Here is a 21,811-nt window from a genome sequence, read left to right as displayed (position 1 = left end):
CAAAGAATGCCAATTTATATTAGATTTGAAAATAACAAACAGATAGAAGTAACAGTACTTGAAAATAAGCCAACTGGGAATGATTGGTATGAAGCACCAAAGAATTTCGACTGGCAAAAAAGTTATTGTTTAACAGAAGGAGGAGAAATTGCTCAGTGTACTAGAGAAGATATACAAAAGGAGTTGCTGGATAATGCGAAGCTTTGTGCATTTGATAGTATGCGTTTTTATTATGATAGCTATATTAACCAATATGCAGGGAATTCTCACCAAAAAGCTAAATCTTATGAGATTCAAGCAGAAGCCGCAAAAAACATTCTAGCAGCACCAGAATCTATAAATAAAAAAGATGCAGCAATTATAGAGCCTTTAGCAAGAGTGAGAGGAATTTCAGTAGTAGAGATGGCAAAAATAATTCAAGAGAAGGCAAAAAAAGCAGTAAAAGAAATAATGAAATGTGAAGAATTGGAAGACATCGCCAAGAAGAAAATTAAAGAAGTCAAAAGTGAAGAAGAGCTACAGACTTTGCTCGATGATTTCAGGAAAAAAATGCAAGAAAGTTAAAAAGGGAAGAAATGCCAGAAGAATTTTTACACGGAGTAAAGGTTATTGAGGTAACCTCAGGAGCAAGATCAGTACGTACAGCTAAATCATCAGTGATAGGTGTAATTGGTACTGCCCCTGAAGCTGATGAGCAAAAATTTCCACTCAATAGTCCAGTATTAATAGCAGGAAGCTTAAAGGAAGCAGCAAAGCTTGGGAAAAGTGGAACACTACCTTCTGCAATAAACGGAATATTTTCCCAAATTGGTGCAACAGTAGTAGTTATTCGAATTGAAGAAAGTGAAGCTATTCAAAATATAATTGGTGGAGTTGATGAAGAGACTGGAAAATATCAGGGAATTCAAGCATTCCTCAGCAGTGAAAGCATAATACATGTTGCCCCAAGAATACTAATTGCACCTCAGTTTACTCATCAATTGCCTGAATCTGAAAATCCTAAAAACCCAGTAGTAGCAGCTTTGATAGGAGTAGCAGAAAAGCTAAGGGCAATAATAGTTGCAGATGGACCAAATACCAATGATGAAGAAGCCATAAAATGGAGAAAAAGTGTAGGTAGCTCAAGAGTTTACGTTGTTGACCCATGGGTTAAGGTGTTTATTGAAGGAAAAGAAGAAATTTTGCCGTCTAGCCCATTTGTAGCTGGTTTAATAGCGAAAGTAGATAGCGAACAAGGATTCTGGCACTCGCCTTCAAATAAAGAGATAAATGGTATTGTTGGCACAAGCAGGCCTATTGATTTTACGCTCGGTAATACAAATTGTAGAGCAAACCACTTAAATGAAAATGAAGTAACAACGATAATTCATCAAAATGGCTATAGGCTTTGGGGAAATAGAACATGTTCAAATGACTCAAAATGGACTTTTCTGTCAGTGAGAAGGACTGCAGATTTAATCAACAATAGTCTACTTCGAGCTCATTTATGGGCAGTTGATCGCAATATTACCAAAACTTATATAGATGATGTGATTGAGGGGGTAAATTCCTATCTGGCAAATTTAAAAGCGCAAGGGGCGATTATTAGCGGAAAGTGTTATGCAACTCCAGAGCTCAATACACCAACAAATATTGCAAGCGGAAAAGTGTCTTTTGATTTTGAGTTCACGCCACCATATCCAGCTGAACAGATTACTTTCAGGTCACACCTTGTGAGTGGCGCAATATTGTAAAAGGAGAAAGAGAGATGTTACCAAAGATCCTAAAGAATTTTAACGTATTTGTTGATGGTCGTGGTTATGCAGGAAAAATAGATGAAGTAACCTTGCCAAAACTTACCATAAAAACAGAAGAATACAGAGCTGGTGGTATGGATATTCCAATAAATATTGATATGGGCATGGAAAAGCTTGAAGCAGATTTCACTTTTTCTGAATATGACTCTGAGCTCTTTAGACTTTTCGGATTGATAAACAATAATGCTGTTTCTCTTACTTTAAGAGGAGGTTTACAGGGAAGTAGTGATGCCGAATCAGTAGTAATTAACTTAAGAGGGCTCTTTAAGGAACTTGATTTTGGTAACTGGAAGGCTGCTGAAAAAGCAACACTAAAATGTATAATTGCTGCCAACTATTATAAGCTTACCATTGATGGCAGAGAATTGATTGAAATTGATGCAGAAAACATGATTCGCAAGATCGATGGTGTTGATCAAATGGCTTCTATGCGCACAGCCTTAGGAATTTGAGTAAGAAGGTAAAGTAATGCAAAAAATTAAATTAACTGAACCAATAAAAATCGATGGGATTTTAGTTTCAGAGTTAACTCTACGCCGTCCAAAAGTGCGAGATCGTTTAGCTGTTGAACGTATGAGTAATAACGATGCAGAGAAGGAAGTAGCACTGATTGCAAATCTTGCAAGTATTTCAAGAGAAGCAGTAGAAGAGCTTGATCTTGCAGACTACAGTAAGATTCAAGGAGCATTACAAGGTTTTTTGTCTCAGCAGAAGACTTGAGGCTGAGCGTATTATCGCTTAGCTCAATGGTTGGTGGTGGAATCAATCAGTGGCTTGATATGGATATTGAAGAATTTATTACTTGGTTTGAAAGTAGCGGAAAATTATACAAATGAAAGCAATTTCTATAGTAATTGGAGCAACACTGCAAAGCAGTTTTAATAGTACGATAGCAGGTAGTACGAAGCAGCTTTCTCGTATTGGTAGTACGATAAAACAACTTGAATCATCAAGTAAATCAATATCCAAGTTTAAAGAGCTCAGCCACGATGCTCTGCTTGCTAGGCGTTCTTGGAATGAGCTAGAAATAAAAACAAAATCTCTGGCTAAACAGATAAAAAATGCAGAAGCACCAAGTAAGAGCCTGCAAAATGAATTTACAAAATCTAAAGCTGCAGCACTGAAAGCTAAAACAGCTTATTTACAAAAAAGAAGTGCTCTCCACCATTTACGCACGGAGTTCAGTAAAAGTGGTAGAGATATAAAATCTCTTATTGGAGACCAAGCTAAACTTGGCTCTTCTATTGAAAAGCTTAAAAATAACTATACGGCTTTAAATTCCGTAATGCAAAAACGTAAAGGAGTTTTAGCGCAAAGAGCAAATTTTAGAGCTCAAATGATGGATGCTGTAGCACTTGGCCTCACACTTGCTGCACCACTTAAGGCTGCAATTAGTTTTGAGAGTGCCATGGCTGATGTAAAGAAAGTTGTAAAGTTTGAAGATACAGATGTAAATGGCTTAACAAAACTTGGTGAAACATTAAAGGAAATGTCGCGTACAATTCCGCTATCTGCAGCAGAACTTGCGCAAATTACTGCAAGTGGTGGTCAACTTGGTATTAAAGCTAAAGATCTTACGACTTTTACAGACACTGTGGCCAAAATGGCAACTGCATTTGATATGTCAGCAGAAGAGGCAGGAGATGCTATTGCTAAACTTTCTAATATTTATCAAATTGAAATTGGTGAAATGGCAAATATTGGTGATGCAATAAATCATATTTCTGATAACACTGCAGCAAAAGCTAAAGACATTATTCCTGCGCTAAACAGAATCGGTGGTACAGCAAGGCAATTTGGTTTAACTGCAGTAGAAGCAGGAGCTTTAGCAAGTAGCTTCATTAGCCTAGGTAAAACTCCTGAAAAAGCAGGTACAGCAATTAATGCAATGCTCAGTAAGTTGCAAACAGCAAGTAAGCAAGGTGGCAATTTTCAAAAAGCTTTTCAGCAGCTAAAAATAAATGCTAAGGAATTTGAAAAAGCAATTGGCAAGAATGCACAAGGCACATTAGTTAAGTTTTTAGAAACAGTTGCAAAATTAGGTAAGCAAGAGCGTTCTAGTGTTCTCTTTGATCTCTTTGGCCTTGAATATCAAGATGATATAGCACTACTCATTGGTAGTCTTGATGAGTACAAAAAATCTTTACGATTAATAAACGAGGAATATAAGGGCTCAATGCAAAGGGAGTTTGAAAACAGAGCAAATACTACAGCAAATAACCTTCAGTTACTTAAAAACTCAATGGCAGAAGTGGGAATGAATCTTGGTTCTGTATTATTACCACCTTTAAATTTTACTGTTAATCTTCTGAAGTCAGCAACTACACAAGTAGCACTTTATGCCAAGGAGTATCCAGTATTGACTACAGTGATCATGAGCATGATTACTGCGTTGATTAGCATTAAAATAGCAGCCATATCTCTTGGATATGCTTGGACTTTTGTAAAAGGTTCCTTATTGGCTCTTTTATCTACTTGGAAAGTGTTTGGATCTGTTATTACTTTGGTAAAAATAGGTCTTTATTCTACTTCTGCAGTTTTTCCAGCAATTATTGCTGGATTTAAAGCATTAACAATTGCTGTGATGAGCAACCCTATGGGGCTGATTATTGGTGGTATTGCTGTTGCTGCAACTTTGATAATTACCAAATGGCAAGCAGTAAAGAACTTTTTTGTTACTATCTGGGAATCAGTGAAAATTGTATGGAAGTCTTTTTCTGATTGGGTAGGAAAATTTTGGAATAATATTACTCAGCCCTTTAGAACAATCAGTAATCTGTGGAATAAAAGAAATGAGTCTAAACTAGAAGTTAAGTCTGTAAATAACGTTATAAGTGATTCTCTTAAGTACCCCATTGCAGCACACAGTAAAGCTATAGAGAATAAAACTCAAAATAATCACTTCAGTATTAATATTCATTCAACTCCTGGGCAAGATACACGTAGCATTGCTGATGAAGTAATGGAGCGAATTAGAGAGCAATTTAGTGGCGCACTTTACGATATAAATTAAATTATGTTATCTCTTGGTCCATATAGATTTTCATTAATTGAGCAAGGCTTTACACGCAGAAGTGAATATCGCTGGCCTGCACTTGAGCGTATTGGAGAAAAGCCGTTGCTTCAAAGTATTGGTCCTGGAGAGGATATTGTTGAGCTTGCAGGGGTAATCTATTCAGGAGGGCTGAAGCAAATAAATAATATGCGAAATTCATCAAACCCTTTCTTACTCATTGATGGCCAAGGTAACATTTTAGGCCATTTTGTTATCGTGAAAATAGAAGAAACGCAGAAATATTTTTTTCCAAATGGTGAACCAAGAAAGATTGAGTTTCACTTAAGTTTGAAGCACTACGATAACGTGTTGTTAGATGGATCACTAAATAATCCCGTTGACAATATACAACTTGATGATGATGTACTACAAAACTAAAGAAAATGATATGTTAGATTTGATCTGTTGGAAGCACTATGGATTCAGCTCAGAAGCAGTTGAGGTTGTGTTAAGAGCTAATCCTGGACTTGCAGAGTATGAACTTCTTCCTGCAGGATTAATTATTAAATTGCCTGTCATTCAAAGAACGATACAAAAGCAAGTAGTAAAACTATGGGATTAAAATGACACCAGACTTTAGTATTTCAGTAGAAGGCATTTCCATCACTGAGTTGATAAAAAGTCGGTTAGTATCAATGCATATTACTGATGAAGCTGGAGTAATAAGTGATACTGCTGTAATTCATCTTGATGACCGTGATTCATTATTTGAGATTCCTAGAACTGGAGCAAAGCTGAATATTTTGCTTGGATATAAGGAAACTGGCATTATGCCGATGGGAGATTACATAGTAAATGAAATTACGATACAAGGTCCACCACAAGCACTAAAGATTAAAAGTCATGCAGCAGATTTGAAACAGTCTTTAAAGGAACAAGTATTTAATGAGTGGCATCAAATTACTTTAAATGATTTGGTGGAAAAAATTGCAGGTAACCATGGCTATAAAGCTAAAGTTGCTGCAGAGTTTGCAAATATCATGATATCACATATTGATCAGGCTGCAGAGAGCGATATGCATTTTTTGACCAGGCTTGCTCAAATTTATGGAGCAATAGCAAAACCTGCTGGAGGATATTTACTTTTTGTTTCAAAAGGGAAAGCAAAATCAGTTACCGGAAAAACTTTAAGCACTATTACTTTAACACCTAGAGATATTACAAGTTGGCAAGTAAGATTTAATGAGCGTAATCAATATGGCTCGGTTATTGCCTATTGGTATGATTATGAGAAAGCAGAGACGATGACGGAAAAAATGGGTAATCAGGAACCAAGCTATATTCTACGAGATATTTATGCAAATAGTGATTTGGCGCAAAGTGCAGCATCTGCAAAATTAAATCAGCTGATGAGTGGTGCAGCAACACTAAATATCACAATGCCAGGGAGTCCTGAATTATTTGCCGAAGCAAAGATCAACCTTTTGGGGTTTCACAAGGGAGTTTATGGTGAATGGATAATAAATAAGGCTGAGCATGTGATTGATAACCTGGGTTATCGTACTATCATCACAGCTGCTATGGGAATAATTGATAGTGAGAAAGTAAATTGATAATTTCCTCATAAATATCTTCTTTATTATTGTTTAATTCCTCTACAGCAAGATCTAAAGGAGTTTTTTTATCTTTGTTTTTAGCAAGAGGATTTGCTCCATTTTGCAGTAGAAATTTAGCAATTCCCAGATGTCCTTTTCGTGCAGCATAGTGCAAAGCTGTCCAGCTAAAAGCGTCAGTAGTATTTACATCAATGCCCTCTTCAATTAGAAATTTTACAACTTCTAAACAATCTCCGCTTGTGGCATAGTGTAATGATGTTGCACCAAAATAATAGGTATCATTGATATTTACTGTGTTTTTTACTAAGGATTTTACGTTATCCAAATTGCAACTTTCAGCTGCAATGCGTAATGCTATTCTATCCTCACTAGTTGTTTTACTTTTTATTGGTATGTTTTTTGAAGGTTTAAAGTGCTGAAACAAAAAGATAGCACATATTATTGGTATTATCGAGTTTATTAATAACTTTCCAAGAAGGCTAGATTTCATGTCTCTTATATTATTTGCATCGCTTGTTTAGTGCAATCAATTAACTTTATTTTAGAAAAGATTTTTTGGACGTAATTTTGATGAATCTTGTATATATCAATACGCAGCTATTTGTGCAAGAGAACTTTAAGATGAAAAACCAAAGTACAGGAAAGATCCCTGTAGCAGTAATTGCTACTATGGTGATACAAACAATAGCATTTATCTGGTGGCTGGCAAAACTCGATTTAAGAGTGCATATGCATGATAAATTTATAGAGCAAAATCAAAGGACTACAGAAATCATCTATCGCCTTGAAGAAAGGGTCAAAAACCTTGCTGAGGAAGTTAATGAACTTGAGCAGAGACAAAAATAAAAAAGTGGCAAAGTATATTTTATCTGTTGATGGAGGTGGAATCAGAGGAATAATTCCTGCCATTATTCTAGCAGAAATTGAATCTAGAACAAAAAAGCCAATTTCTCAAATTTTTGACTTAATGGCAGGAACCTCAACCGGTGGGATTATTGTTGCTGGACTTTGTAAAAGCAATAAACCTCAATACTCTGCCAATGATTTAGTTGGACTTTACCAAGAGTATGGAGCTTATATCTTTCAATCATCATTTTGGAGAAAATCAATTGCTTCTTGGCTGAGTGGTTCTCAGTACTCGTATAGAAATATGGAATTTATTCTCAACAAATACTTTGGTGAAAGTACTATGGCCGATGTTGCGAGTAATCTACTGCTCACCAGTTATGACATTCACAATAGTTGTGAATTTTTCTTCAAAAGTTGGAAAGAAAAAAACATTAAGTTGAAAGATGCACTCAGAGCTACAACAGCTGCTCCAACGTACTTCACACCAAAACGTCTGAAAATTAGCCAAACAGAGAGAGTGTTGATAGATGGCGGAGTGTTTGCCAATAATCCAGCGGCTTGTGCATATGCAAGTGCTAAGAGGTTATTTCGAAATGATGAGATTATACTGCTATCAATAGGCACTGGTGGAACAGATAGAAGTATAAAGTATGCTAACTCAAGGAGATTTGGCAAAATAGGGTGGATCAAGCCACTATTGAATGTGATGTTTGCTTCTGGATTGGATTGCGTTGATTATCAACTAGAACAAGTAATAGATGATAAATACATAAGAATACAATCGCAATTGAAAGTAGCATCGACTGAGATGGACAATATTACACTCAAAAATATCAAATTTCTTCAGCAAGAGGCAAGTAAAATGATAGAGGATAACCAGAAAGTGATAGACAAATTCTGCAAGCAAAATCGAAAACTATAACTGAGCTAGAAAAACAAAATAAGCGAGTTTCTAGTATCTACTTTAATAAATTTACTAAAATATTTTTTTAATATTATATATTGAATACAGAAGCACAAGAATTTCATCCAGTAATGCAGATAATTAATTATGTAATCACCTTTGTTGGTATTTTAATATATTGTGTAGAAATCAGTAAACTAATGTTGCTTTTAATTCAGGTTAAGTTTTGGAAGCATGATTTTCAAGTTCCTCAATAGATAAATCTGTTATTTTAGAAATAGCATTAACAGAAACGTCCAACATAAGTAGATTATTTGCAACCTTTATTGACTCTGCTTTGTAAATCAGGAATGTTGCACCAAATGTTGACATTAAACTTTATGATATGAGGTATCTTTGATGTTTTTACGCTACTAAATTCATGATATCCATCTCTTGGCGATTTAAGCCTATTTTTAGAGTATTTATAAAAAGACGATAAGACCCTTCTACATCTAAAGCCTAAAATGCAATTCTCAGATGATCTCTGACAGACGTTTTTTTCATCAACACATTCAAAACAATAAAAAGATTGAATATTTCTTCACAATTGTGTATAATTATTAATGCTTTGGTGCACGTAACGATTATACTTTAAAAAAAATATTGGCTACTGAGAAGAATGAAGACATCATCATCAGCGAAAAAAAAGGGCAAAAAACAGAGAAAATTGATGTAACTACTTAAGGAAGGTGTCTCTATTGCAGCTGAGACAGCTGATCACTCATGATCAAATAAAAAAGTTATAAGCACACAGATTGGATTACAGTATCTTTTTTAAGAAGAAGATTTATCTTGCTTAAAAACTTGTAGATACTATATTTTACATAAATTCTTCATGCGAGGCCTTTATGTTTACTAATAGAATATCTAATAATCTGGATCAGCTACAATTTTTTGTAGAGTTTTTAAATGAAAATTATGAAACTCAGAAACATCTTAGTCTTACACCACTACATTTAGCAGCAGGAAATGGTCAGTTGGATTTAGTCAACACTTTATTAGGAGAGGGTTTAGATATTAACTCAGAGATTAAATACGATGGCTTTACGCCACTGTATTTTGCAATTGCAAAAAATCGCTTAGAGATGGTTAACTTTCTTATTGCTCATGGAGCAGATGTAAACCATAAGACCATTCTAGGCTTTACACCTTTAAGTTTTGCATCCCAGCAAGGATATTTAGATATAGTCAACACCTTGATTGCAAATGGAGCAGATCTTAGTACTAAAACAGATAAACTTAATACACCTTTACACCTAGCAGCAGAGAATGGTCATCTAGATATAGTAAATGTTTTTATTGAAAAGGGATTAGATGTTAATGCTGTAAATAATGATCGAGCAAGACCTTTGCATTCTGCAGTACAAAATGGTAACCTCGAAGTAGTTAAAGCTCTTATTTCACAAGGGTCTAATATTAACGCTGGATCTTCAGGCATAGGTAATCGTAAAGTTGATGCAAACATTACACCCTTACATCTGGGAACACAAACTGGTAGGTTAGATATAGTTAAAGTTCTGCTTGAAGCGGGAGCAAACGTTAATGCAAAAACAGATGATAAGATTACACCTCTACATTTAGCGTCTCAAAATGGCTTTTTAGAGTTAGTAGACATTTTACTAAAAGCAAAATCTAATGTTAATGCTAAGGATTATGAGAATCTTACACCTCTGCATTTAGCAGCAGAACGTAATCACTTTGGAGTAGTTAAGTCTCTTCTTCTCGTAAAGGGAATTGATGTTAATGCTAAGGACCACGATAATTCCACAGCTTTACATATAGGATCTCAGAATGGTCACTTAGAAGTAGTGAAGATACTAATAGAGAAAAAAGCCAATGTTAATGCTAAAAAAAACGAAGGTTTTACACCTTTGCATCTAGCAATTCAGCAAAGTCATTTCGAGGTGAGTGATTTTTTAATTAAAAATGGAGCAAACATTAACACCGTGGATGATCAGAATTGGACTCCTTTACATAATGCAGCATATAATGGTTTTTCTTTAAAAATAGTAGAGAGCTTAATTGCAAAAGGAGCAAATATAAATGCAAAGATGGATGATGGTAGAAGAGCTCTACATTTGGCAGCAGAACATAATCACTTGGAAATAATGAATTTCTTGATTGAAAATGGAGCAGATATTAATGCTCTAGATAACAGAAGTTGGACTCCTCTACATTGTGCAGCATATGATGGTAATTTAGAAGTTGCTAAATCTTTGCTTGATAAAGGAGCAGACATTAATGCTAAAACAGTTAAAAGTACTACACCTCTACACTTTGCAGTAGACCATGATCATTTAGAGGTGGTTGAATTGCTCTTAGAAAAGGAAGCAGATATTAATGCTTTAGATCACACAAATTGGACTCCTTTACATTTTGCAGCAGAAAAAGGTTATGATCAGATAGCAACCGTTCTATTGAAACATGGTGCTGATGTAAATGTAAAAGAAAATCAAAATAAAGGCACAGCCCTACATCTTGCAGCTCAATATGGTCATCCTAAGGTAGTTAAAACTCTTATTATAAATGGAGCGGATGTTAATGCAAAAATGGATAAAAATGCTACGCCTTTACACTTAGGGGCACAAATTGGTAATTTAGATATAGTTAGGTCTCTACTTATGAGCGGAGCATACTTTAATGCTAGAGCTGAAGGAGGTAGATATGTTTTACCATTACACTTTGCGGAAAGAAGAGGAAACCCAGAAGTAATAAAATTACTAAAATTGGTTGAGAAGTTATTTAAGGCTATAGAAGATAATAATTATTTAGGAATTGAGAGTTCCATTAGAGATGGAGCAATCATTGATTCGAAGAACGTGGATGGAAGAACGCCATTACATTATGCTGTTAATAATGGGCACATAAAAGTTGTAAATATCTTGCTAGCAAATGGAGCTGATGCTACTCAAGTTACTAACAAGGGTAATACACCATTACACACTGCTGCTTCCAAAGGTCATAAAGAAATTATTGAAGCTTTGTTACAACGTGTAAGCCACAATAAATTGAGTGATTTTATTAATGCTAAAACTACTTCTAGTGGTACTACATCACTTCATGTTGCAGCTAAAGGTGGCTCCTTGGAAGTTGTAAAATCTTTATTAAAACATGGTGCAATTTATAACATCAAGAATAAAGAAGGTAAAGCACCACTTGATCTTTCTCGAGACCAAAATATTACTAACCTATTGAAATTAGTAGAAGAGCTGTTTGAGAATGCAAAAAATGGTAATGTTGAAATTATCAGTAAGCTGAAAGCAATAAAACCTGATGAGCGCGTAGCTGTAACAAATGCTCGTAATGATCAAGACAAGTCATTAATCCAGGTTGCAGTAATCAATAAACACTCAAACCTTGCAAGTAGATTATTAGAAATATTAAAAAGTCCAGATCAGAGTTTACAAGATGTCAGCGTAGAAAATCGAGTAAAGAGTTTAAAGTTATAGCTCTCTTAAATGAAACTCTAATGAGGGTGCCAAGATCTAGAAAATATACAAAAATTTTGTTACAAAATAGTGAAATTTAGGAGGATTTTAAAAATATGCTAAATAATAATATTAACAAAGAATTAGAAAAAGCAGTCTATGAACGAAACTTAGAAAAAGTTAAAGCTCTTTTGTCTGCAGGTGCTAATGCTAACCTTAGAGTAGAAAGGAATAGAGATACGTTACTTCATACTACTAGTAGTGTAGAAATTACTAAAGAGCTTTTGTTAGGTGGTGCCGAAGTCAATTCAAGAAACATGTATAGTGAAACTCCACTACATTCTGCTATAACACTGGGGAAGGAATTAGAATTAGTTAGAGAACTTCTGAAACATGGTGCTGATGTAAATGCAACAAACCGTAAAGGCAATACTGCACTGAACCATGCTGTAAAAAAAAGTGGTAAAAATCTGGAAGTAGTTAAAGAACTATTAGAATATGGAGCTGATATTAATATAAGAAATCGTGAACGACGGCTTTATGATAATTGTTCCACATCTTTAGATAACGCTGTAAGTGATCTAGCATGCGCTAAATTGTTGATTAAATTTACTTTAGTAAGGAACTTCAATAAGGATTACGGAAAAATTATTGACTTATCTCCTTATAAAGGATGCAGTAATTACAGTAAATTATCAAGTTATCTAGATGACTGTGTTTGTGAAATTCTTCAAATGAAAACAGATGAAATAAAAGATAGCCTTCCACTATATGAATTTGTTACAAATAACTTCAACATACATGTACTATATAATAATCAATTATCTGTAAGACTAGCAAAAATTGATTATTCCATACGCTATCCTATATATAATGATATCATATTAGATAAGGTAAAACCTTTTTTAGAAAGAGCAGATTTGTTAAATAAGTTAAGTAAGATACAATTTTATACTAAATTAGATGTGGCAGATCAAGATGCCAAAGAAAAGAAAATTATTCTGGATCATGATTCTACATATAATATAACTGAATATCTATCTAATGATAACTTGTTAAACTTTATAGTAGCGTTTGATGATTCCAATAAACGTACTTTTCAATCTTTAAGTTCCTTAAATAATCTCGTAGAGCCTGGTACAAGACTTTATGAAACTTCTATAAGTAATGATACCAAACGTGCAAGATTAGAATAAATACATTTTTTGTCAGTACTAGAGTTTTTTATGAACAACAATTAGTCGTATGGTTCCAGAGAGGTGATACATAAGAGATTGCTATAATGCCAAAACACTAAACTTAGTGCTTTTTTATGTAAGTTGATCATCATTTCTCTTTGTTGTTTTCAAACGGGTTATTATTAGTAGGTGTTACTAATAATTTAAACAACCAACACATTTCCCACACCCAAAATCAAATGTTGTGAAGGCTTTTCGTCCTGAAATTGCAGGATTAGTAGATATTCTCTCAAAAATATTTTATTAACAAAAGATGCTATTTTAATTTTTGCCATATTAAGTAAACTTTGCTATTCTAATACTGGTGTAAATATATCTCAGAGAGGGTTTATGCATGTACCTAAACAACAAACCAGTTTTTATCAAGAAGATAAACAGTTTTTATCACGTTCTTACACATCAAAAGAGGAGTTTATTAGAGAATATAAAAAGCTCTACCGCAGAAAAGCAAAAGCTGAAGAACTTTATCTCCTGGTTTTAACTGAACTCGAAGAGGCAATATCAGATGGTAATGTCGACAGCTTAAAAAAATTAAGCAATTTTATTGATTACATAAGTGATGCAGAAGATCAAGTAACTTTGAGAGACTATTATGATAATGCTAACAATCCTGTTAAGAGTACTAACTTAGTTATCTTAGCTTGTAAACACAATAAGGTAAAGATTTTAGAATACCTACTTGGCAATAATAGTAAAATTCTCAGTAATTTATCTGTTGGCATCAGAGAAACTACTATATTACCAGATGATGAGGATGAAACATGCCATAATGCGTTTTATTATGCTATACGTTCAGGTAATGTTGAACTTCTTGATACACTCATTAATAAATGGCCAGGTAATTATTTTGCTGTTCATTTCAGGGAATTAGATGAAATTCTTTCACGAGCTTATGAGGAATTAAAACTAAAGAACGTATTCTTGTCAGAAGAGATAGAAATTTTTGTTGAAAATAAGTTGATAAACCTCCGTTTTTTCTCTAGTGCTTCTGGACAAGATCAGAATGTGAAGAGTTATCTTAATAACATAAGAGAGCGGATTGAGTTAGTACTTCAAAATATTAGCCTGTTAAAGGCAGAGTATTCAAACACAGAAAAAGTAGATGAAAAGTTTTTATTCATAGCAAAATTTATTGCACAAAATATTCATATATTAAAGCGGCAGTTGAAATCAACCTACGATAGACTACCTTGGGAAGAAATGGAATTTTGTTTGATCAGTTTTGTTTCTTCTCACATAAAACGACAGGAAATGAATCTATTCTATAATGCCACATTGAATAAAAGTAAAATACTAGACCACTTGGAAAATTTTGCAAAGAAACTTAAAGAAGAAAAAGATATTATAGAAGGTGTGGACATTGGTAAATTTGCTGATCTCCCGAAGTTAAAACGTGAGAGGGTTGTTGCAGAGATCGTTAGCAATTATCCTCAATTTGGAGAGTTGTATAGCGATTATCAACAAATTAGGGATATTCATTCTTTAGAGAAAATAAGTGATTATATAAAGTTGGCATTATCAGCTAATCCTAAAGAAAGGGAAGGACAGTTAATTATTACAAGGGTTTTACAGGTTATTGGTGAATATTTAAAAAACACTCTAGAATCTCCCAAGTTATCTAGCACTACAAGCGAGCTTCTTCTACTATCATTACCAAAGAACACAAGAGAAGTCATTATAGATTTACGTAACTCACTATCACATGCTTACTCGCTCTCTAAAAGAACAGAGATTGAGGAAAATACAGATGTTAACTTTTTTATTGGTGTTCAAAATGATACTAAAAGAATCGATAATGTAATTACTGATATTCTTTACAATAACAAGATTAAAATAGTCATAATATTGCTAAAGAAAATTACCAGTAGTGAAAACTTAGACGAGATAAAAGAAGTTGCTGGAATATTTAGTAACGTTGAATTAGATGAAATGATTACAGAGAGTTTTAAAGTGATGGAACATGATAAGCTTGAAAAACTCATAAAAGAATTAAGCAATAATATAACTGAAAAGACGAATTATGAAAAGGAGCTGTTTAATAAAATTGATAACATAATCAATTTTGCAAAAACTAAATCAAAAAATATCAGAACTGATTATGTTACGGCGTTTATATCATTAAAGAGCTTAGATGTTGGTTTGAATGACAATAAGATTGACCATAATGTTATTAGAGGAATAAAATTCTTTGCTAATAAAACACTAGAGAATATTCCTTCCCAAATAGAGTCTCACAATCTTAAAGAAATAGCCGAACTATCAATGAAAATTTCTCATAGTGTTAGGTCAAGAATACAGGATGACAACCTTGATAAAGTAAATAGATTAACTTGTGAGATTTTTTACATTGCTGAACTTGGAACAGGTGACCTTAAATGGATTGAGGAATTAAGAAACAAGTTGAATGAGAAAGGTTCGTTTATTCCTATACATAAACAAAGGAAGGCTTACAACATAACAGAAGAAAAATACAATAACCAGCTTGAACTGAAGTTATCTGAACTGAAAAGTATTTTGAGGAATAACGCATTAAGTGGCAAGTTAACTGAAAAGCTTCCTTCCTACAAGAGGAATAAAAAGTTGCAAGCAGTAGTAGAAATGCTTGTTCTGGATATAATGTCAATTTTAGGTAGATCAGAGAAGCATCTAGAAAACAATCTACTTTTTTTAGATGATAACACTCCTTTATTAACTGGAAAATGTTTGCGTAATCATTTAGCACACGATAATACCTTAGTTGATGTATTGTTATCTGATCCCTCAATAGCAGTTATCTTGAACGCTAAAAAACTTATTTCAGAAAATGTAATAAAAAGTAAGAAGAAAATTGGCAAGTCGGTAAGAGATGATCCTTCCAAGCTGAAAGATAAATACGATCAAAACCTTATCACTATTACTAATCAGGAAAAAATGTTTGCTGCGTTGGAAGAAGGAAATCTTGAAGACTTAAAGAGTTATCTCAAAAAAGGAGCAGACATCAATGCTAGAAGTATTAACTCATGGACTACATTACATTTTGCTGCTAAGGGACCTAGTCTTGAAATTATAAAATTTGTTCTTAATCAAAATTTAGACGTTAATGTTAAAGATATTAATGGTCAAAGCCCACTACATATTGCTGCTGCATATGGAAGGAAAAATATTGTGGAATTTTTTATAGGAAAAACAGGTGTATATGTTGATGATCTAGATAATAGTGGCAAAACATCACTACATATTGCAGCTAAAAATGGTCACAAAGATGCTGTTGAAATTCTACTAAAAAATAATGCTAATACTAATACCAAAGATATAGCTGGTTTTTCACCTTTACACTATGCAATAAAAAACAATCATATTGATGTTGCTAAGATTATGCTGGAAAAAGAAGCGAATGTTGACATCAACGAAACTATGGGTGGCTTTACTTCACTACATATAGCTGCAGAAAGTGGTTATCTAGGGCTAGTTAATTTTTTACTGAAAAATGAGGCAAATGTTAATGCAAGAAACGATAAGGAGGGAATACCATTACATACAGCAGCACTAAATGGCCACCTAGAAGTAGTGAATGCTTTAATTCTCAAAGGAGCCGATGTTAACTCCAGAGTTATAGATGGTTGTACACCATTACACTATGCAATAGAAAACGGTCATGAAAAGATAGCTAATATTTTATTGAAGCATGGAGCTAATGTTAATGTTGTTGACAAAACCTATAATAACACACCTTTGCACTACGCAGCAAAAGATGGACATGAGAAAATTGTTAAGGCTTTACTGACAAATAAGGCAAATGCTAGTATTGCCACTGTGGAAGGTATAACCCCACTACATTTTGCAGTGCAGAGTGGCCACTTGAAGATAGTTGTTGCTCTTCTCGAGCATGGGGTTAACATTCGCGCTAAAGATAAAAATAATGCTACGCCATTACACTATGCAGCAGAGAGTGGTCATAAGGCAGTTGCTGAGCTTTTAATAAAAAATGGAGTAGAAATCAATGATAAAGCCAATAATAATCTAACACCATTACATGTAGCTGCTCTGAAAGGTCACAAAGATATTATTGAACTCCTAATAAGAAATAAAGCTGAAGTTAGAGCTCAAGATATTAAGGGTAGTACACCATTACATGCAGCTGCGATGAATGGTAGCAAAGATATTATTGATCTTCTAATAAAAAATAAAGCTGAAGTTGATGCTAGAACTAATGATGGCATGACGCCATTGCATGTAGCTGCTCTAAGTGGACATAAAGACGCTATTGCTTTTCTAATCAAAAGTAAAGCTGAAGTCAATACTAGTGCTAATTATGGCCTTACACCTTTACATGCAGCTATTGTGGGAGGTCACAAAGATATTGTGAATCTTTTAATAAAAAATAAAGCTAAAGTTAACACAGAAGGTATTGCAGGTAGTACACCATTACATGTAGCTGTGGAAGGAGGTCATAAGGAAATCGTTGGAATTTTGGTAGCAAATAGAGCCAGTGTTAATGTTAAGAGTAACAACCTAACACCATTGCTTTCTGCTATTAAGCATAATCATAAGGAGATCGTTGAAGTTCTTGTAGAAAATGGAGCTAGTGTTAATGCAGAAGGTGGTGAACCTTTATCATTAGCAGTACTCGCTGGTTATAGGGATATTGTAGAGATTTTGCTAAAAGACAAGGCCCATATTGATATAAAAGGTCCTGAAGATGCTACACTATTACATTTGGCTGCTAAAAGAGGACATAAGGGGATAGTAAATGCTCTGATAGAAAGGGGAGCCAATGTTGATGCTATGACTATTAATAGTATAACACCATTATATCTTGCGGCACAAGAAGGCCATGAAGAAATTGCTGAAGTTTTGATAGCAAACAAGGCTAATGTTAACTTTGTAAATGTTGAAGGTACTCCACTACATATAGCTGCAGGACACGGCCATGTTAATGTTGTTGAAGTCCTATTAAGTAATGGAGCAAAAGTTAATGTTAAGGATAATAAGAGCAGAACACCTTTAGAATTAGCAGTTGCACATGGTCATTTGCAAGTGGTTAAAATGTTACTGCAGTATAAAAAAGTAGATATGAATGCTAAAGGCAATGATGATTGGACTATACTGCACATTGCTTCACAGGAAAGTAACTTGGAAATGGTAAAATGTCTAGTAGATGAAGGGTCTAATATTAATGCTAAAAATGCCTCTGGATCAAAGCCTATACACATTGCAGCTAGAGAAGGTTATAAAGATACCGTAGAGTTTTTCCTTAGCAAGGGGTTGAGTATTAATGAGCTTGGTACAGCTAACCAGACATTACTACACTATGCTGCAATGAAAGGTCGGTTAGAAGTTGTAAAGTATTTGATAGCACAAGGTGCTGACGTTAATGCTAAAGATACTAATGGCTTAACCCCTATGCATATTGCTGCTAATTTTGGTTATAAAGACGTTATTGAAGTTTTATTAAAAAATGGTGCAGTTTATAACGCTGTTGACAAGCTTTGTAGAAGACCATTAGAAATGACTAACGATAAAGACGTTATCAATCTATTAGCATCAACTGAGAAATTATTTGAGGCTGTAAAACGTAATAGCTCTTCAGAGGTTGAGAATTACATTAAAGCAGGAGCGTTTGTTAATGCCAAAAATGCTGATAGTGTAACACCATTATATTATGCTGCATGGAAGGGCTATGATGGAGTTGTCAATATTCTATTACAAAATAAAGCTAATCCTAATGTGGTTGGTAACAAGGGGTTTACTCCTCTGCATTATGCTGCTAAGTTCTCTCACTTAAAAGTTGTAAAGGCCCTATTATCTAATGGTGCAGTATACAATGCTGTCTCTGACAGTGGGAAAACACCATCAGATTTTACTGTGGATAAAAGTATAACTAGCTTATTTAAACTAGTCAGTGAATCATTTAAAAAGGTTAAAGATGGTAATGCTCAAGTTATTAATGACCTAAATAAGATAAAGGATATTGATACAGTAAAAGCAGTGATGAGTGCTCGTAATAGAGAGAACAAAACGTTAGTAGTTGCTGCAGTACATAGTAACTTTTCAAAAGTCGAGCAGTTGAAGCAGATATCGCAAAGTGACGTATCCGCTCAGATTGATACAGCTTTAGTGCTCTTGAATCAAGGCAATTACCAAAAAGCCTTAAGTATTTTCAGAAGCGCATTTGAAAGAAGAAAAGAAATACTAGGACCAGACAATCCTGGTACTTTAGATATTCAGACATATATAGCCAAAGTGCTATATAAGCAAGGAATTTACCAAGAAGCTTTAAATATGCTTAAAGAGATTTTTCAGAAACAAAAAGAAATGCTGGGTTTAAACGATAAGGATACTTTAAGTACAAGAAGTACAATCGCTTTAGTGCTGCATAGACAGGGGAAAGATGAAGAAGCTTTTAATATTTATCAAGAAGTCTATCAGAGACAAAAGGAAATACTAGGGTCAAATCATTCAGATACCTTAAATACTCAGTTTCACATGGCATTAGTATTAGATAAACAGGGAAAATATGAAGAAGCGTTAAATATCAATAGGGCAGTTTTTGAAAAGAGGAAAGAAACACTAGGTACACATGATCTAGCCACTGTGAGTGCCAAAAATAATATAGCAATGGTACTAGCTAACCAAGGTAAATACGAAGAGTCCTTAAAAATCTATAAAGAGGTTTTTGAAAAGAAGAAAATAATTTTAGGTATTAATCATGCTGATACCTTGAGAACGTTACATAACATTGCTGGGGTACTCTTCAATCAAAATAAATATCATGAAGCCTTGAAAGCTTTTCAAGAGGTTTTAAATATCCAGAAAAAAGCTTTACAACAAAATCACCCAGAAACCTTGAATACTCAATACAACATAGCAAATGTACTTTTTGCTCAAGGGAAATGGATCAGCGCACTTAAAGTCTACAGAGAAAGTTTAGATCAAAGAAAAGCTGTTTTTGGACCAAGTCATCCGAGTGTTTTAGATATTTTAAAAAAGATAGAGATGATTAATTTTAGATTTAAGCTTGAGGGTAGCGAAGCATCAGAGGTTCTCCAGCATCTGCAGAAAGATATCAACATTGCTGCTAGTAAAGGTGATATACGAACTGTTCAGCGTCTGTTAAAAGATGGAGCTGATGCCAACGATAAAGATATTGATGGAAGAACACCGTTGCATTACGCTGTTAGCAATGGACACATAGATATTGTAAACATCTTACTAACAAATGGAGCTAACGTTAGTCAAGTTACTAATAAAGGTAATACACCATTACACACTGCTACTTCCAAATGTTACAAAGAAATTGTTGAGGTTCTGTTACAACATATCAGTCGTGATAAATTAAATGACTTTGTTAATGCTAAAACTACTTCTAGTGGTACTACATCACTTCATGTTGCAGCTAAAGGTGGCTCCTTGGAAGTTGTAAAATCTTTATTAAAACATGGTGCAATTTATAAAATTGAGAACAAAGAAGGTAAAATACCTATTGATCTTTCTAAGGACCAAAGAGTTACTAACTTACTGAAATTGATCGAAGAATTGTTTAGAGATATAAAAAATGGTAATGTTGAATCTATCAGCAAGCTAAGAGCAGTAAAACCTGATGAGTTCTTAGCTATAACAAATGCTCGTAATAATCAAGGGAATACATTATTGCAAGTTGCTATAGCCAATAAACATAAGAATATTGCAACTAAATTGTTAAAAATGCTGAAGGAGCCAGATCAAGTTCAATCACAGTTTAGCCCTGAATGTGAGTTGGATCAACTTGAGAAGCTTAAAAGTGCTACAGAGGTGCATATCCGTTTTTCTGAGCTTTACCTTCCTATGTTGCGTAGCATGTCGCAACCATATAGTTCAGAAAAGAATACTTCTCCTTGGAAAACTCTTAAGGAAGGTTCTTATTACCTAGGAAATGCATATCGCTTAGTTGAGGTATACAAAGATTGTGTACCTGGTTCGATAAATAATAAAAGCATACAGTCAGTAAATGATATGCTAGTAGCACTAGAATTTGATCCAAAACACATAACGTCAGGGTATACAGATGAAGCTTACGGTGGGAAGGCTGAATGCTTCGTTTCCAAAGGGCAAGGTACAAAATATTATAAGTTATTGCATAGTGAGTTAAAGAAAGATGTAAGATCGTTCATAGAAATGGTTGAACTTAATATTGACATTCCTGTAAAAAGGTTTTTAGAGTCAATCAATCAGAGGTTACAGTCTGCTTTTTCTGAAAAGTTACTTGAGGCCATAGAAAATGACAATCCTTTAGCGGTTGAGAATTGCATCAAAAGAGGGGTAATTGTTAACTTCAAAGATACCGATGGAAGAACGCCATTACATTATGCTGTTAATAATGGGCACATAAAAGTTGTAAATATCTTGCTAGCAAATGGAGCTGATGCTACTCAAGTTACTAACAAGGGTAATACACCATTACACACTGCTGCTTCCAAAGGTCATAAAGAAATTATTGAAGCTTTGTTACAACGTGTAAGCCACAATAAATTGAGTGATTTTATTAATGCTAAAACTACTTCTAGTGGTACTACATCACTTCATGTTGCAGCTAAAGGTGGCTCCTTGGAAGTTGTAAAATCTTTATTAAAACATGGTGCAATTTATAACATCAAGAATAAAGAAGGTAAAGCACCACTTGATCTTTCTCGAGACCAAAATATTACTAACCTATTGAAATTAGTAGAAGAGCTGTTTGAGAATGCAAAAAATGGTAATGTTGAAATTATCAGTAAGCTGAAAGCAATAAAACCTGATGAGCGCGTAGCTGTAACAAATGCTCGTAATGATCAAGACAAGTCATTAATCCAGGTTGCAGTAATCAATAAACACTCAAACCTTGCAAGTAGATTATTAGAAATATTAAAAAGTCCAGATCAGAGTTTACAAGATGTCAGCGTAGAAAATCGAGTAAAGAGTTTAAAGTTATAGCTCTCTTAAATGAAA

At 34.1% G+C, this 21,811-nt stretch carries 15 protein-coding genes; 13 read left to right on the top strand and 2 right to left on the bottom strand.

Annotated elements, in window-relative coordinates; all coding sequences use genetic code 11:
• Nucleotides 1–6 precede the first annotated feature (6 nt).
• From ABWU32_RS01300 to ABWU32_RS01265, 8 genes are all read left to right on the top strand, one after another.
• The gene (locus tag ABWU32_RS01300) at nt 7–564 is read left to right on the top strand and encodes a hypothetical protein (RefSeq protein ID WP_015588506.1); all 558 of its coding nucleotides are present in this window, start codon (nt 7–9) and stop codon (nt 562–564) included.
• Nucleotides 565–575: 11 nt separating this feature from the next.
• Nucleotides 576–1,733: a phage tail sheath subtilisin-like domain-containing protein gene (locus ABWU32_RS01295; RefSeq protein ID WP_341823912.1), complete on the top strand. Its 1,158-nt coding sequence runs from the start codon at nt 576–578 to the stop codon at nt 1,731–1,733.
• Nucleotides 1,734–1,747: 14 nt separating this feature from the next.
• The gene (locus tag ABWU32_RS01290) at nt 1,748–2,248 is read left to right on the top strand and encodes a phage major tail tube protein (RefSeq protein WP_341823911.1); all 501 of its coding nucleotides are present in this window, start codon (nt 1,748–1,750) and stop codon (nt 2,246–2,248) included.
• Between the two features lie 16 nt (nt 2,249–2,264).
• Nucleotides 2,265–2,516, top strand: a complete 252-nt coding sequence (locus ABWU32_RS01285; RefSeq protein ID WP_182319222.1) for a phage tail assembly protein — start codon at nt 2,265–2,267, stop codon at nt 2,514–2,516.
• A gap of 112 nt (nt 2,517–2,628) precedes the next feature.
• Nucleotides 2,629–4,809, top strand: a complete 2,181-nt coding sequence (locus ABWU32_RS01280) for a phage tail tape measure protein (protein WP_341824332.1) — start codon at nt 2,629–2,631, stop codon at nt 4,807–4,809.
• Nucleotides 4,810–4,812: 3 nt separating this feature from the next.
• On the top strand, nt 4,813–5,229 hold the full coding sequence (locus tag ABWU32_RS01275) for a phage tail protein (RefSeq protein ID WP_341824331.1): 417 nt from the start codon (nt 4,813–4,815) through the stop codon (nt 5,227–5,229).
• Nucleotides 5,207–5,413, top strand: coding sequence for a tail protein X (locus ABWU32_RS01270; RefSeq protein WP_264685331.1), 207 nt, complete (start codon nt 5,207–5,209; stop codon nt 5,411–5,413). Before ABWU32_RS01275 ends, ABWU32_RS01270 begins: the two co-directional genes overlap by 23 nt.
• Nucleotide 5,414: 1 nt before the next feature.
• On the top strand, nt 5,415–6,404 hold the full coding sequence (locus ABWU32_RS01265) for a phage late control D family protein (RefSeq protein ID WP_341824330.1): 990 nt from the start codon (nt 5,415–5,417) through the stop codon (nt 6,402–6,404).
• On the opposite strand, the gene ABWU32_RS01260 is transcribed toward ABWU32_RS01265, so the two are convergent.
• Complete coding sequence (locus tag ABWU32_RS01260; protein ID WP_341824329.1) at nt 6,370–6,897, bottom strand: ankyrin repeat domain-containing protein; 528 nt, start codon at nt 6,895–6,897, stop codon at nt 6,370–6,372. The genes ABWU32_RS01265 and ABWU32_RS01260 overlap by 35 nt on opposite strands.
• A gap of 131 nt (nt 6,898–7,028) precedes the next feature.
• Between ABWU32_RS01260 and ABWU32_RS01255 the strand changes: the two genes are divergently transcribed.
• Both ABWU32_RS01255 and ABWU32_RS01250 read left to right on the top strand, forming a co-directional pair.
• The gene (locus tag ABWU32_RS01255) at nt 7,029–7,253 is read left to right on the top strand and encodes a hypothetical protein (RefSeq protein ID WP_065094365.1); all 225 of its coding nucleotides are present in this window, start codon (nt 7,029–7,031) and stop codon (nt 7,251–7,253) included.
• A 4-nt stretch (nt 7,254–7,257) separates the two neighbouring features.
• Nucleotides 7,258–8,178, top strand: coding sequence for a patatin-like phospholipase family protein (locus ABWU32_RS01250; protein ID WP_341824346.1), 921 nt, complete (start codon nt 7,258–7,260; stop codon nt 8,176–8,178).
• A 201-nt stretch (nt 8,179–8,379) separates the two neighbouring features.
• Here ABWU32_RS01250 and ABWU32_RS01245 read toward each other — a convergent pair whose 3' ends face one another.
• Complete coding sequence (locus ABWU32_RS01245) at nt 8,380–8,532, bottom strand: hypothetical protein (protein WP_174516912.1); 153 nt, start codon at nt 8,530–8,532, stop codon at nt 8,380–8,382.
• 518 nt (nt 8,533–9,050) lie between these two features.
• On the opposite strand from ABWU32_RS01245, the gene ABWU32_RS01240 reads away from it, so the two are divergent.
• From ABWU32_RS01240 to ABWU32_RS01230, 3 genes are all read left to right on the top strand, one after another.
• Entirely contained in the window at nt 9,051–11,651 is a 2,601-nt protein-coding gene (locus ABWU32_RS01240) for an ankyrin repeat domain-containing protein (RefSeq protein WP_341824328.1), read from the top strand.
• 95 nt (nt 11,652–11,746) lie between these two features.
• Nucleotides 11,747–12,826, top strand: coding sequence for an ankyrin repeat domain-containing protein (locus tag ABWU32_RS01235; RefSeq protein WP_174516910.1), 1,080 nt, complete (start codon nt 11,747–11,749; stop codon nt 12,824–12,826).
• A 372-nt stretch (nt 12,827–13,198) separates the two neighbouring features.
• Nucleotides 13,199–21,796, top strand: coding sequence for an ankyrin repeat domain-containing protein (locus tag ABWU32_RS01230; RefSeq protein WP_264683035.1), 8,598 nt, complete (start codon nt 13,199–13,201; stop codon nt 21,794–21,796).
• Nucleotides 21,797–21,811: the final 15 nt, after the last annotated feature.

The sequence above is a fragment of the Wolbachia endosymbiont (group A) of Udea olivalis genome (assembly GCF_964028365.1).
Classification (GTDB): domain Bacteria; phylum Pseudomonadota; class Alphaproteobacteria; order Rickettsiales; family Anaplasmataceae; genus Wolbachia; species Wolbachia pipientis.
This window is presented reverse-complemented; position numbering and strand designations above follow the sequence as displayed.

Bases quoted from the DNA above. Each gene is read 5' to 3' on its own strand.
- ABWU32_RS01300 (WP_015588506.1), top strand. From the start codon at position 7: ATGCCAATTTATATTAGATTTGAAAATAACAAACAGATAGAAGTAACA.
- ABWU32_RS01295 (WP_341823912.1), top strand. From the start codon at position 576: ATGCCAGAAGAATTTTTACACGGAGTAAAGGTTATTGAGGTAACCTCA.
- ABWU32_RS01290 (WP_341823911.1), top strand. From the start codon at position 1,748: ATGTTACCAAAGATCCTAAAGAATTTTAACGTATTTGTTGATGGTCGT.
- ABWU32_RS01285 (WP_182319222.1), top strand. From the start codon at position 2,265: ATGCAAAAAATTAAATTAACTGAACCAATAAAAATCGATGGGATTTTA.
- ABWU32_RS01280 (WP_341824332.1), top strand. From the start codon at position 2,629: ATGAAAGCAATTTCTATAGTAATTGGAGCAACACTGCAAAGCAGTTTT.
- ABWU32_RS01275 (WP_341824331.1), top strand. From the start codon at position 4,813: ATGTTATCTCTTGGTCCATATAGATTTTCATTAATTGAGCAAGGCTTT.
- ABWU32_RS01270 (WP_264685331.1), top strand. From the start codon at position 5,207: ATGATGATGTACTACAAAACTAAAGAAAATGATATGTTAGATTTGATC.
- ABWU32_RS01265 (WP_341824330.1), top strand. From the start codon at position 5,415: ATGACACCAGACTTTAGTATTTCAGTAGAAGGCATTTCCATCACTGAG.
- ABWU32_RS01260 (WP_341824329.1), bottom strand. From the start codon at position 6,897: ATGAAATCTAGCCTTCTTGGAAAGTTATTAATAAACTCGATAATACCA.
- ABWU32_RS01255 (WP_065094365.1), top strand. From the start codon at position 7,029: ATGAAAAACCAAAGTACAGGAAAGATCCCTGTAGCAGTAATTGCTACT.
- ABWU32_RS01245 (WP_174516912.1), bottom strand. From the start codon at position 8,532: ATGTCAACATTTGGTGCAACATTCCTGATTTACAAAGCAGAGTCAATA.
- ABWU32_RS01240 (WP_341824328.1), top strand. From the start codon at position 9,051: ATGTTTACTAATAGAATATCTAATAATCTGGATCAGCTACAATTTTTT.
- ABWU32_RS01235 (WP_174516910.1), top strand. From the start codon at position 11,747: ATGCTAAATAATAATATTAACAAAGAATTAGAAAAAGCAGTCTATGAA.
- ABWU32_RS01230 (WP_264683035.1), top strand. From the start codon at position 13,199: ATGCATGTACCTAAACAACAAACCAGTTTTTATCAAGAAGATAAACAG.